Source organism: Ensifer sp. R-19 (assembly GCF_049905105.1).
Taxonomy (GTDB): Bacteria; Pseudomonadota; Alphaproteobacteria; order Rhizobiales; family Rhizobiaceae; genus Ensifer.
The window spans coordinates 3,002,545-3,015,369 of sequence record NZ_CP184569.1 but is presented as its reverse complement, the minus strand read 5'-3'; the positions used below and the strand labels follow the sequence as shown (position 1 = coordinate 3,015,369).

Annotated in this window: 11 protein-coding genes and 1 other RNA gene; 8 read left to right on the top strand and 4 right to left on the bottom strand. The window is 62.6% G+C overall.

Annotated elements, in window-relative coordinates; all coding sequences use genetic code 11:
- Positions 1–4: 4 nt before the first annotated feature.
- Positions 5–1,015, bottom strand: a complete 1,011-nt coding sequence (gene gap / locus ACN9MO_RS14730; protein ID WP_058321029.1) for a type I glyceraldehyde-3-phosphate dehydrogenase — start codon at positions 1,013–1,015, stop codon at positions 5–7.
- Between the two features lie 75 nt (positions 1,016–1,090).
- Entirely contained in the window at positions 1,091–3,073 is a 1,983-nt protein-coding gene (tkt, locus tag ACN9MO_RS14725; protein WP_112997180.1) for a transketolase, read from the bottom strand.
- A 339-nt stretch (positions 3,074–3,412) separates the two neighbouring features.
- On the opposite strand from tkt, the gene ACN9MO_RS14720 reads away from it, so the two are divergent.
- From ACN9MO_RS14720 to ssrS, 3 genes are all read left to right on the top strand, one after another.
- Positions 3,413–3,682, top strand: a complete 270-nt coding sequence (locus ACN9MO_RS14720; RefSeq protein WP_057254674.1) for a DUF4164 domain-containing protein — start codon at positions 3,413–3,415, stop codon at positions 3,680–3,682.
- Between the two features lie 11 nt (positions 3,683–3,693).
- Positions 3,694–4,071, top strand: coding sequence for a cell division protein ZapA (locus tag ACN9MO_RS14715; RefSeq protein ID WP_057254675.1), 378 nt, complete (start codon positions 3,694–3,696; stop codon positions 4,069–4,071).
- Between the two features lie 54 nt (positions 4,072–4,125).
- A non-coding RNA gene (gene ssrS / locus ACN9MO_RS14710) (6S RNA) lies at positions 4,126–4,283 on the top strand.
- Between the two features lie 25 nt (positions 4,284–4,308).
- Here the strand turns inward: ssrS and ACN9MO_RS14705 are convergent.
- Positions 4,309–5,178, bottom strand: coding sequence for a LysR family transcriptional regulator (locus tag ACN9MO_RS14705; RefSeq protein ID WP_058325933.1), 870 nt, complete (start codon positions 5,176–5,178; stop codon positions 4,309–4,311).
- A gap of 112 nt (positions 5,179–5,290) precedes the next feature.
- Between ACN9MO_RS14705 and ACN9MO_RS14700 the strand changes: the two genes are divergently transcribed.
- The gene (locus ACN9MO_RS14700) at positions 5,291–5,509 is read left to right on the top strand and encodes a hypothetical protein (RefSeq protein WP_057254676.1); all 219 of its coding nucleotides are present in this window, start codon (positions 5,291–5,293) and stop codon (positions 5,507–5,509) included.
- 125 nt (positions 5,510–5,634) lie between these two features.
- Here the strand turns inward: ACN9MO_RS14700 and ACN9MO_RS14695 are convergent, their stop codons facing one another.
- Positions 5,635–5,832 carry a transcriptional regulator gene (locus ACN9MO_RS14695; protein ID WP_244495716.1) on the bottom strand — a complete coding sequence of 66 codons (198 nt, stop codon included), beginning with the start codon at positions 5,830–5,832 and terminating at the stop codon, positions 5,635–5,637.
- Positions 5,833–6,205: 373 nt separating this feature from the next.
- On the opposite strand from ACN9MO_RS14695, the gene ACN9MO_RS14690 reads away from it, so the two are divergent.
- The 4 genes from ACN9MO_RS14690 to ACN9MO_RS14675 all read left to right on the top strand — a co-directional run bounded on the left by ACN9MO_RS14690 (position 6,206) and on the right by ACN9MO_RS14675 (position 12,632).
- On the top strand, positions 6,206–6,778 hold the full coding sequence (locus ACN9MO_RS14690) for a 5-formyltetrahydrofolate cyclo-ligase (protein ID WP_057254677.1): 573 nt from the start codon (positions 6,206–6,208) through the stop codon (positions 6,776–6,778).
- A 214-nt stretch (positions 6,779–6,992) separates the two neighbouring features.
- On the top strand, positions 6,993–7,817 hold the full coding sequence (locus tag ACN9MO_RS14685; RefSeq protein ID WP_057254678.1) for a TIGR00282 family metallophosphoesterase: 825 nt from the start codon (positions 6,993–6,995) through the stop codon (positions 7,815–7,817).
- Between the two features lie 484 nt (positions 7,818–8,301).
- Complete coding sequence (locus tag ACN9MO_RS14680; protein ID WP_057254679.1) at positions 8,302–9,456, top strand: efflux RND transporter periplasmic adaptor subunit; 1,155 nt, start codon at positions 8,302–8,304, stop codon at positions 9,454–9,456.
- Entirely contained in the window at positions 9,453–12,632 is a 3,180-nt protein-coding gene (locus ACN9MO_RS14675) for an efflux RND transporter permease subunit (protein WP_112997179.1), read from the top strand. The genes ACN9MO_RS14680 and ACN9MO_RS14675 overlap by 4 nt, the downstream gene beginning before the upstream one ends.
- Positions 12,633–12,825: the final 193 nt, after the last annotated feature.

The window sequence follows — 12,825 nt, the reverse complement described above, 5'->3', positions numbered from 1 at the left end:
TGACTTAGATGAGCTTGGCGAAGGCGACTGCCGTGTCGGCCATGCGGTTCGAGAAGCCCCACTCGTTGTCGTACCAGGTGAGGATACGCACGAAGTTGCCTTCGACGACCTTGGTCTGGTCGATCGCGAAGATCGAGGAGTGGCTGTCGTGGTTGAAGTCGCGCGAAACGAGCGGCTCTTCCGTGTAGCCGAGAACGCCCTTCAGCGCGCCGTTCGACGCAGCCTTGATGGCGTTGGTGATTTCCTCGACCGAGGTGTTGCGCTTGGCGACGAACTTGAAGTCGACGACCGAGACGTTCGGGGTCGGAACGCGGATCGACGTGCCGTCGAGCTTGCCCTTCAGTTCCGGCAGAACCAGGCCAACGGCCTTGGCAGCACCGGTCGAGGTCGGGATCATCGACAGAGCGGCAGCGCGGGCGCGGTAGAGGTCCTTGTGCATCTGGTCGAGCGACGGCTGGTCGTTCGTGTAGGAGTGGATCGTGGTCATGAAGCCGTGGTTGATGCCGATGGCATCGTTCAGGACCTTGACGACCGGAACCAGGCAGTTCGTGGTGCACGATGCGTTGGAGATGACCAGGTGGTCCTTGGTCAGCTGGTCGTGGTTGACGCCGTAGACGACCGTCAGGTCAGCGCCGTCGGCCGGAGCCGAAACGATGACGCGCTTGGCGCCGGCGGTCAGGTGCGCTGCAGCCTTGTCGCGGGCGGTGAAGATGCCGGTGCACTCCATCGCGATGTCGACGCCGAGTTCCTTGTGCGGAAGCGTTGCCGGATCCTTGATCGCCGTGACCTTGATCGGCTTGCGGCCGCCGACGGTGATCGTATCGCCTTCGACCTTCACCTCGGCCGGGAAACGACCGTGGATGGAGTCATAGCGCAGCAGGTGGGCGTTGGTTTCAACGGGGCCGAGATCGTTGATGGCAACGACTTCGATGTCGGTGCGGCCGGATTCGACGATCGCGCGGAGCACGTTGCGGCCGATGCGGCCAAAACCGTTGATGGCGACTTTTACTGTCATATCGGGTCTCTCCCTGTCTGGATGACGTAGTACGAAAAAATCGGGGCGCGCCTTTCGGCGCGCCCCGCAACTTGATCAGGAAAGCTTTGCTTCCGCAGCGGCGACCACCGCCTCGGGCGTGATGCCGAAGTGCTTGTAAAGGTCCTTGTAGGGACCGGAGGCACCGAAGGACGACATGCCGATGAAGGCGCCGTCGCTGCCGATGAAATGATCCCAGCCCTGGCGGATGCCGGCTTCGACGGCGATCTTGACCGGCGAGTTGCCGATGATCGCCTGCTGGTAGTCTTCGCTCTGTTCGGCAAAGAGCTCGAAGCAGGGAACGGAGACGACGCGCGTCGAGATGCCCTTGGCGGTCAGTGCCTGGCAGGCCTTGACGGCGATTTCGATTTCCGAGCCGGTGGCGAAGATCGTCACCGTGGCGTCGGCGGCCGAGATCAGGTCATAGGCGCCGCGAGCGCAGAGGTTTTCTTCCTCATACTCGATGCGAACGGCCATCAGGTTCTGGCGGGTGAGCGCAATGCCGGACGGCCGGTTGTGGCTTTCGAGCGCCAGCTGCCAGCATTCCGCCGTTTCCGTGGCGTCCGCCGGGCGGAACATCAGGAGGTTCGGAATGGCGCGAAGTGCTGCCATGTGCTCGACCGGCTGGTGCGTCGGGCCGTCTTCGCCGAGGCCGATGGAATCGTGCGTCAGCACGTGGATGACGCGGATGCCCATCAGCGCGGCGAGGCGGATCGACGGACGGCAATAGTCCGAGAAGATCAGGAAGCCGCCGGAATAGGGAATGACGCCGCCATGCAGCGCCATGCCGTTCATGGCAGCGGCCATGCCGTGCTCGCGCACACCCCAGTGGATGTAGCGGCCGGAGAAATCGTCAGGCGTGATCGACTTGGTCTGGCTCGTCTTGGTGTTGTTCGAGCCGGTCAGGTCGGCCGAGCCGCCAATGGTTTCGGCGAGAACGCCGTTGATGACTTCGAGCGCGTCTTCGGAAGCCTTGCGGGTTGCCGGCGACGGCTTGGTTTCAGCGAGCTTCTTCTTGTAGTCGTCGATGGCGGAGGACAGACGGCCTTCGAGCTCGCCGGAGAAGCGGCGAACGAACTGGGCCTTCTTCTCGGCATCGCTCTTTTCGAGGCGCTCTTCCCATTCCTTGCGCGTCTTGGTCGAGCGCAGGCCGGCCAGACGCCAGGCGTCGAGCACGTCGGAGGGAACGACGAAGGCTTCGGCTTCCCAGCCGAGTGCCTTGCGGGTGGCGGCGATTTCCTCGGCGCCGAGCGGCGAGCCGTGGACCTTGTGGGTGCCGGCCTTGTTCGGCGCACCGAAGCCGATCGTCGTCTTGCAGGCGATCATCGTCGGCTTGTCGGACTTCTGGGCCTCATCGATCGCGGCGGCGATCGCTTCCGGGTCATGGCCGTCGACGGCGATGGTGTTCCAGTGGCAGGCGCGGAAGCGGGCGTGCTGGTCGGTCGAGTCGGCGATCGAGATCGGGCCGTCGATCGAGATGTTGTTGTCGTCCCAGAAGACGATCAGCTTGTTGAGCTTCAGGTGGCCGGCGAGCGAAATCGCTTCCTGGCTGATGCCTTCCATCAGGCAGCCGTCACCGGCGAGCACATAGGTATAGTGCTCCATCAGGTCGGAACCGAATTCGTCGCGCAGCTTGCGCTCGGCGATCGCCATGCCGACGGAATTGGCAAGGCCCTGGCCGAGCGGACCGGTGGTCGTCTCGATGCCGGCGGCGTGGCCGTATTCCGGGTGGCCGGCGGTGCGGGCGCCAAGCTGGCGGAAGTTCTTGATCTCGTCGATGGTGATGTCTTCGTAGCCGGTCAAATAGAGCAGCGAATAGAGCAGCATCGAGCCATGGCCGGCCGACAGCACGAAGCGGTCGCGGTTCGGCCAGGAGGGGTTCTTGGGGTCAAAGCTCAGATAGCGCGTGAAGAGGACTGTCGCTATGTCGGCTGCACCCATGGGCAGGCCTGGGTGGCCGGAATTTGCCTTCTCGACGGCATCCATGGAAAGGAAACGGATCGCATTTGCCATCCGGTCGTGTTTTTCGCGAGAGATCATGACTGTTCCGTTTTGCGTTCGGTGGTCAGGGAACGGTCTCTATCCTCCAAAGACCGCGCAAGAAGCGGCTGACACATAGCAGGTGCGCCGTGCGAGTCAATAAATACGGGCCTTCCGCGGCCATTTGACGGCAGGCCGTTCCGGTCCTTGTCTCGCAATGCAACAGAGCTTTCGCACTGCCGTTGAAGAAAGCCGGCTACGCAATCCATCCACAGCTTCCGTAGTTGTTTGCGGAGCTTGGCATTGTTGAGACTTACGTAATAGGTTTAAAAAAGATCGAGCCGAAGCGGCGGACGGGATTCGGGCGATTCGGCCTCACGGGCGAGGTATTCGGAACACATGCCGGCAAAGACTGTCAAAGCGGCGATCGATGAACTGCGGAACGCAGTGCAATCCCTGGAGAATGCGATCGACGGTCGGTTTGACAGGGAACGGGATTTCGGCGAGTTCGAAGGCGAGGTTCGGCGTGTCAACACCGACCGGTCGCGACTGGCACAGGAACTCGACCAGTCGCAGTTCCGGGCGAACCGGCTCGAGGAGGTTAACCGCGAGGTTTCCCGCCGCCTCGTGACGGCGATGGAAACCATTCGGGCGGTGCTCGACCGCTAGGATAAAGCGACATGGCGCAGGTCACAGTATCGATCGACGGCAAGGCCTACCGGATGGCCTGCGAGGAAGGGCAGGAAGGTCACCTGACCGAGCTTGCCACGAAATTCGATCAGTATGTCGGACATCTCAAGAGCCAGTTTGGCGAGATCGGCGATCTGCGCCTCACCGTCATGGCCGGCATCATGGTCATGGACGAGCTCAGCGAGGTCAACCGCCGGCTGAAGAGCCTCGAGGCCGAGGTCGGTAATCTGACTGATGGTCGCGATGCCGCACTTTCCGACCAGATGAAGAGCGAGGAGGCGCTGGCCTCTGCGCTCAGCGAAGTCACCGCGCAGATCCACAGCATTGCCGCCAAGCTGAACGGCCGCACCACGACACCAGCAAGCTAAAGGTTTCGGTGGCGAGCCTCTGGCGCGAAGCACCGAGACACTTTATATATCGACTGCGGTCTGCGCTTCCCGACAGGAACCACAATCCCCGGGGCCATACTCGATCTCAAGGGAGCCGTCCCTGTCCGGGCTCGTGGGTCTGGACACATGGCGCCCACCTACTTTGTAGGTACCCGGGATCGTAAACTATCCATCGGTTGTGTGGATCGCACCTTCTCCCCCCCTTCAGGCAGCCGTTCAATCTCCGGCAAAGGCCCGGCGAATGGCGTCGGCCATGGCCTCGACGATCCGGTCCTTGCCGTTCCCCGCTTTCGATACCCGCAACACGACGTTGGAGTGGTCGATCACTTCATAGCCGTCATCGGCCGTCAGTTCGCGGCACCCGGCCGGAATGCTGCTGCGGGCGAGCGGCGCAATGGCAAGGCCCGACACCACTGCAGCCATCAAGCCGCCGCTCGTGCGGCTGACATAGGCCACGCGGCTTTCCAGGCGGCATTTCCTGAGATTGCGCTGGGCGAGGTCGTCGCACCAACCGCCTTCCAGATAGGTATAGGTGGCGATCGGGAGCGGTCGCCGCTCGTCGGTGCGGTGCTGCTCCGAGGTCACCCAGACGGTCGGGTCCATCATGAGCACTTCGTTCTTCGTGCGCCCGCCGGGTTCAAAGACGACAGCGAGATCGAGCTCGCCGGCTTCCAGTGCCGCGATGTTGGTCATCGAAGCGCCCTGCTGAACGGTCACTTCGACGCCGGGGTGGATGGCGGCGAAGGTTCCGAGCGCTTTCGGCAGGGTAGAGTTGATGTATTCCTCGGGTATGCCGATCCGGACCGCGCCGTCGAGAGCGGGCTGGCGCATCGCGGTGGCCGTGTCGTCGAGCAGCGTGACGATGCGTCTGGCATTGTCGAGCAGCCGCAATCCCTGCGGCGTCAGCACGACGCCACGCGAGTGGCGCTCGAACAGCGCGTCGCCGAGCATGTCCTCGAGCTTCTTGATCTGCATGCTGACGGCGGATTGCGTGCGCCCGACAATATTGGCGGCGCGTGTGACATTGCCGGTGTCGACGACCGCAAGAAAGGTTCTGAGCAATTCGCTGTCGAGGGGGAGGGACATGGTTGTATCCATCAGAAATTCTGATAGCAGCCATGCTCGCAATTCGTTTGTCAGATGTCAACGCGAGGACGAAGATTGGCTGGTCCGATCATCTTGCGCAGGGTCATTCTCCATGAGCGTGCTTGCCCTCTTCGCGTTTTCCGAAGCCTCCATCGCGCTCCGGCGTCGAGCGATGCAATGGTCTTGCGACGTCCTGTTTCCCGAGGTGCCGGTGGACGTGCCATCAGGCAAGCCGGCGCTCCTGCGCGATGCGGGGATCTATCATGAGGCAGCCGACATGATGCAGCGGGAAAAGCTGGCGATCGCCTACCGGTCGCACTGGCTGTTGTGAGCGTATCTGCCGGCAGATACGGGACTAGAGCGCGGTGCGTTCCGATAAACGCACAAAGACGCTCTAGCACTTTGATTCTAGAGCATCTTTCCGCCTCCAGTGATTCCACTTGAGAGCGGGATGCTCTAGGAGATGAGGTCCAGCCTGGCGGCGCGAAACACCGCTTCGGCGAGATTGCCCGCCTGCAACTTACGCATGGCATCCGTTAGTGCCCGATCGATCCGATCGAGCGGAATGTCGGTCTCGCGCACCATGTCCTGGCGCGTGCGGCCGCGTGCGGCAAGCGTCAGGCAACGCAGTTCCAACGGGTCGAGTTCGTTCATCTGGTCCTTCATGGACGTCGGCTTTTCCACTGCTGCCTGCAGGAGCGCGTCCATACATCGAACACGGGCATTAGTTCCTGCTAATTATTTGAAATCGTGTCCTTATTTGCACGCGGCTCCTGTTTCGCGAAAGCGGAACCCTTGCCCATGATGAATGGAAAGCTAATGCTGTGCCGAACCGGGAAGGGGGTGGCATGATTGTCGCAATCTGCTGCAAATGCGGCGATGTCGGTGGGTGGGCGAAAGATACCATTGCGTAAACAGGCTGGTGGCCGGCCCGGGAATCGGCGAGAGATGGGGAACTTGTGCCATTTCGGGAAGTGATTTTTCTCCGGCGACGATGGCGGGCGGCGGGTTGGCAGGAGAGGATGCGATGTCACCGAGGGATTTGAAGGCAGCACTGCGCAAGGAGAGGCTGGCATTGCGCGATGCAATGTCGGCGGAGATGCGGATCGAAGCGAGCCTGACCATGGCCGATCACGCTGGCGACGTCATCGCGCTCGATCCCGGACATATCGTCTCCGGCTTCTGGCCGATCCGCTCCGAGGTCGACATCCGGCCGCTGATGGCGCGGCTGAAGCAGCGTGGTGCCAGGCTCTGCCTTCCCGTGATCATGGACAAGCAGACGATCATCTTCCGCGAATTGCTCGATGGCATCGACGTCATCGCCACCGGATTCGGAACGACAGGTCCGGGACCGGACGCACCGGAACTCGATCCGGATATCATGCTCGTACCGCTTTCCGCGTTCGATTCGACCGGCCACCGGATCGGCTATGGCGCCGGCTATTACGACCGCGCCATCGACCGGCTGCGCAACAAGGGCCACCTGCCAAAGCTGATCGGCATCGCCTTCGATTGCCAGGAAGTGACATCCGTGCCGGCCGAACCGCACGATGTCGCGCTCGACGCCGTGCTCACCGAGAGCGGGTTTCGGCATTTCTGAGTTCATTTCGCCGAGACGGTGGAGTGGGCTAAAGCCTTGAGATCGCAAAGGTCGGGGCGGCAGGTCGTTGCGCGGTTTTCGCTGATTTCATCTAAGGCGTTTCCTGCGCGGCCGGGATCGTGTAGACGCTCTAACTCTTTGTTTTATGCAGTTCCGGACGCAACAACCGCTGACGCGCTTCCGCCGGGGCTGCCCTGGTGGGATTTGAGCGAGCATGAGGCTTCTGTTTCTGGGAGATATGGTGGGCAAGACGGGCCGTACGGCGGTCTGGGAGCGGCTTCCAGGGCTGGTTGGTGACCTCAAGCTCGATTTCGTCATCGTCAACGGCGAGAATGCCGCCGGCGGTTTCGGCATCACCGAAGACATCTTTCTCGAGACGATCAATGCCGGCGCCGATGTGGTGACGACCGGCAATCACGTCTGGGACCAGAAGGAAGCGGTCGTCTTCTGCGAGCGGCACGACCAGTTCCTGCGCCCTGCCAACTATCCGGCCGGCACGCCCGGCCGCGGCTCCAACCTGTATTTCGCCCGCAACGGCGCCCGCGTGCTGGTCGCCAACGTCATGGGCCGCGTCTTCATGCATCCGGAGCTCGACGATCCCTTCAAGACGGCGGAAGCCATCCTCGACGCTTGCCCGCTCGGCGAGCAGGCGGATGCGATTGTCTTCGACTTCCATGCGGAAGCCACCAGCGAGAAGCAGTGCTTCGGCCATTTCGTCGATGGCCGTGCCAGCCTCGTCGTCGGCACCCATACGCACGTGCCGACCGCCGACCACCAGATCCTCAATGGCGGTACGGCCTATATGAGCGACGCCGGCATGTGCGGCGACTACGATTCTTCGCTCGGCATGGACAAGGAAGAGCCGCTCAACCGGTTCATTTCGAAGATGCCGAAGGGGCGTTTCGAGGCCGCCTCCGGTCCCGCGACCATCTGCGGGCTTGGCGTCGAGATCTCCGACCGCACCGGGCTTGCCGAAAAGATCGCGCCGCTGCGGCTCGGCCCGAGGCTGGCCGAGACGATCCCGGATTTCTGGTCCTAAAAAACGAAGCCAGCAGCACCGCCTGCTTGTCGAACGCGCTTCCGGTTGAAGCGCGCGCTGCCACGTATCGCCTTCCGGGAATTGATTTTTTTCAAGGTGACAACCCCATCAAATGATGGCAGGTTATCGCGAAATCACGCCGGGCCGGGGCGTGATGTATTCGAGTGTTTTCCAGTAATGAATACCGTCCGCAGTCCTGAATTGCGGGCTTGTGCTGCCGTCACCGGACAATAGGGAGCAGGCGCTCTCTGCCCGGCGATCTCGATCCAACAGTGTTCGCCGGCCCAGAGCGGGGACCGCTGTATCATTTAATTGCTTGTGTGACTTTGCCTCTTGGGTCGCTGCCGATCCGAGTATTTGTGCGGAGCGGGAGAGTGATGCGGCGATTTTCCGCTCATGTCCTGTTCTGAAGTATTCAAAGCGATTGCGGTGGTTGGTCGGTCGGGCTGCCCATCGTCGTCCCGAGTGCATTCGGAGGGCATGCATGTTGTCTAAATGGCATTTGCCGATGATCGTCGGCGCTTCTCTTTCCCTTCTTTCCGCTGTTGGTGCCCAATCACAGGACGCGCAATTGCCTGTCGTGACCGTCGCCAAGCCGGTCGTGCGTGACGTGATCGACAGCGACGAGTTCATCGGCCGCTTCGAGCCGGTCGACGAGGTGCAGGTTCGCGCCCGCATCGGCGGCTATCTCGACGAGGTCAATTTCACTGACGGCGCCCTGGTGAAGAAGGGCGACAAGCTTTTCGTCATCGACCAGCGTCCCTACCGCACGGCCCTCTCCCAGGCCGAGTCGACCCTGGAATCGGCGCGCTCAACGCTGGAATTCGCCGAGTCCCAGTTCAAGCGCACGCAATCGCTGACGGGCACCGGCACGCTGTCGGTTTCGACGCTTGACGATCATCGTCGTGCGCTGCTTTCGGCGCAGGCGCTGGTGCGCGGTTCGGAAGCGGCGGTCGAGCGCGCCAAGCTCGACCTCGACTACACGACCATAACCGCGCCGCTCAGCGGCCGCGTCGACCGGCGCTTGCTGTCGACGGGCAACCTGGTGCAGGCGGACCAGACCGTCCTGACGACGATCGTCTCGCTCGATCCGATCGACTTCTACTTCGACGTCGACGAACGGCGGCTCTTGTCCTATGCGCGGGTCGCGCGCGAACGCGGCAGTGCGTTGCAGGAAGGCGGCGGTGCGCTCGAGGTACTCGTCACAATCGCCGACTCGCAGGAGGAACCGTTCAAGGGCAAGCTCGACTTCGCCGAAAACCGTGTGGACCCGCAGAGCGGCACCATGCGCGTGCGCGCCCGTCTCGACAACCCGAAGCTGGTGCTGCAGCCTGGTCTCTTCGGCCGTGTGCAGATCGAAGGCTCGAACACCTACAAGGCCGTGCTCATTCCGGATGAGGCGATCGGCGCCGACCAGAACGAGCGGATCGTCTATGAGGTGACAGCCGATGGATCGGTGGTGACCAAGCCCGTGCGGCTCGGACCGAAACTGCATGGCTATCGGGTCATCCGCAGCGGCATGACGGGCGACGAGACCATTGTCGTCAACGGCCTGATGCGGGCGCGCCCCGGCACCAAGGTAAAGCCCGAGATGATTCAGCTTCCCCCTGAGGCGCAAGCGGCGGGGACGACGCAATGAGGTTCGCTCACTTCTTCGTCGATCGACCGATCTTCGCTTCGGTGCTTTCGATCGTCCTTTTGATCGTCGGCAGCATTGCCTATTTCCAGCTTCCGGTGGCGCAGTACCCGGAAATCGCGCCGCCGACCATTGTCGTGCGGGCGGCCTATCCCGGCGCCGACGCCAATACGGTCGCCAACACCGTGGCGACGCCGCTCGAACAGGAAATCAACGGCGTCGAGAACATGCTCTACATGTCCTCCTATTCGACCGCTGACGGCTCGATGGCGCTGACGATTACCTTCAAGCTCGGCACCGATCTCGACCAGGCACAGGTGCTGGTGCAGAACCGCGTGTCGATCGCCGAACCGCGCCTGCCGGAAGAGGTCCGACGCATCGGCATCACCACGGCCAAGAGCTCGCCCGACCTGATGATGGTCGTGCATCTGCTCTCGCCGACCGAACGTTATGACCAGCTCTACGTCTCGAACTATGCCCGCACGCGCATCCGCGATCTGTTGGTGCGGCTCGACGGCGTCGGCGACGTCATCCTGTTCGGCGAGCGCGAATATGCGCTGCGCGTCTGGCTCGATCCGGAAAAACTGTCCGCCTATGGCATGACGGCCGGTGACGTGGTGCAAGCGTTGCGCGAGCAGAACGTGCAGGTCTCCGGCGGTTCGATCGGCGGTCCGCCGGCGCCGGGCGACAGCGCCTTCCAGTATACCGTCACCACCGACGGCCGCTTCAGCGATGCGCGGCAGTTTCGCTACGTCATCGTCAAGGCGACGGAAACCGGTCGCCTCGTGCAGTTGCAGGATGTCGCCCGCGTCGAGCTCGGTGCCCGCGAATACGTCAACAACAGCTATCTCGACGGCAGCCCGGCGGTGGCGCTCGGCATCTTCTCGCGGCCGGGCACCAATGCGCTCGACGCTGCCGAGCAGATCCAGAAGGTGATGACCGACGTCGCGCGTGATTTCCCGGAAGGGCTCGAATACCGGATCGTCTACAATCCGACCGAGTTCATTTCGGAATCGATCAACGAGGTCTACAAGACAATCGGCGAAGCGGCGTTGCTCGTTGCCATCGTCGTTCTCGTCTTCCTGCAGTCCTGGCGCACGGCGATCATCCCGATCGTCGCCATCCCCGTGTCGCTGGTCGGCACCTTCGCCTTCCTCTACGCCTTCGGCTTCTCGCTGAACATGCTGACGCTGTTCGGCCTGGTGCTGGCGATCGGTATCGTCGTCGACGATGCGATCGTGGTGGTGGAGAACGTCGAGCGAAATCTCGCGCGCGGCATGACCCCGCGCGAAGCCTCGCATGTGACCATGGACGAAGTGGGTGCCGCTGTTATCGCGATCTCGCTGGTATTGACCGCCGTCTTCGTGCCCACGGCCTTCATCCCCGGCATCGCCGGCCAGTTCTATCTGCAGTTCGCCGTGACGATCTCGGTTGCGACGGTCATTTCCGCCTTCAACTCGCTGACGCTGTCGCCGGCACTGGCGGCGATCCTCTTGAAGTCGCACGAAAACGGCCATCACGAGAGCCGCAACCCGCTGACGCGCTTCGGCCGGGCACTGGCCAACGGCTTCAATAACGGTTTCGACCGAATGGCCGAAGGCTATGCCTGGATCGTGCGCAAGCTGGTGTCGACGAAGACGGCAGTGGCCGCGGCGCTCCTCGTCTTTGTGGGCCTGCTCGGCGCCACATGGTACATGGCGCAGATCGTGCCGAGCGGCTTCGTGCCGACCATGGACCAGGGTTACGCAATCGTCGTCATCCAGCTTCCAGACGGTGCCTCGCTCGACCGCACCGACGCGGTGGTCAAGCGGGCGTCGAAGATCATCCAGGATGTCCCTGGAGTGAAGAGCGCCGTCGCCTTTGCCGGCTTCAACGGTGCGACGTTCACCAACGCGTCCAATTCGGGCGTGGTCTTCGCCCCCTTCGAGAGTTTCGAAGAGCGGTTGAAGCACGGCCAGAGTGCCAACCAGATCATCGGCCAGCTCTATGGCAGCCTGCAGAGCATCCAGGAAGCCTTCATCATTGCCGTACCGCCACCGTCGGTGCGCGGCATCGGCAACTCCGGCGGCTTCAAGATGCAGATCATGGATCGGCAGGGCGCCGACATGCGGCGCGCGCTGGGGCTTGCCTATCAGATGATGGGTACGGCCAACCAGACGGAAGGGCTGACCGGGGTGTTCACCACCTTCTCAGCCTCCAGCCCGCAATACTTCCTGGCGATCGACCGCGACAAGGCGCGCACGCTCAACGTGCCGATCCCCAACATCTTCGAGGCGCTGTCGATCAACCTCGGCACCTCCTACGTCAACGACTTCAACGCCTTCGGCCGTGTCTACCAGGTGCGGGCGCAGGCCGATCAGCAGTACCGTATCGAGCGCGACGATATTCTGGCGCTGAAGGTTCGCTCCGCAACTGGGGCGCTGGTGCCGATGGGCACGCTCGTCGAAATCCGCGACACCGCCGGTCCGACGCTCGTGCAGCGTTACAACATGTACGTATCGGTTCCGGTGCAGGGCAACCCTGCGCCGGGAGTCTCGACCGGCACAGCCCTCGACAAGATGGAGGCGCTCGCCGCCCAGATCCTGCCGCAAGGCACGACCTTTGAGTGGACGGAACTCGCTTTCCAGGAGCGCCAGACCGGCAATACCGCGGTGTTCATTTTCGCGCTGTCGGTGGTCTTCGTGTTCCTGGCGCTGGCGGCCCAGTATGAAAGCTGGGTGCTGCCGCTCGCGATCATCCTGATCGTGCCGCTCGGCGTGCTCTCGGCGCTGGTCGGCGTGTCCGTCCGCGGTCTCGACAACAACGTGCTGACGCAGATCGGGTTGATCGTTCTGATCGGCCTTGCGGCCAAGAACGCGATCCTGATTGTCGAGTTCGCACGCCAAGGTGAGGACGAGGGCAAGACCCCGATCGAGGCGGCGGTGGAGGCAAGCCAGCTGCGCCTCAGGCCCATCCTGATGACCGCCTTCGCCTTCATCCTCGGCGTGGTGCCCCTGATGATCGCCACCGGGCCGGGTGCGGAAATGCGCCAGTCGCTCGGCACGGCCGTGTTCTCGGGCATGCTGGGCGTCACCTTCCTCGGCCTGTTCCTGACGCCGGTCTTCTACGTCGCGCTCAGGTCATTCCGGCGGCGTAAGCCGGTGGTGACGGCGGAGCCTACGGCCCATCCCGCCGAGTAGGGGTACGGGTCTGTACATTACGGCGCCCCGGCAGAAATGCCGGGGCGTTTGCCGTAGGAGCGGGACATGTTTGCTTCCTCGCTCTTGAAGTGCGGTGACACAAACGTGAGCAGGACCAGCCGTTTGTAACTGGACGTGGTCAGGCGCTTGAACAATTCTCTCCCTGCCCGTGACGCCATCATCAGGCCGAGCG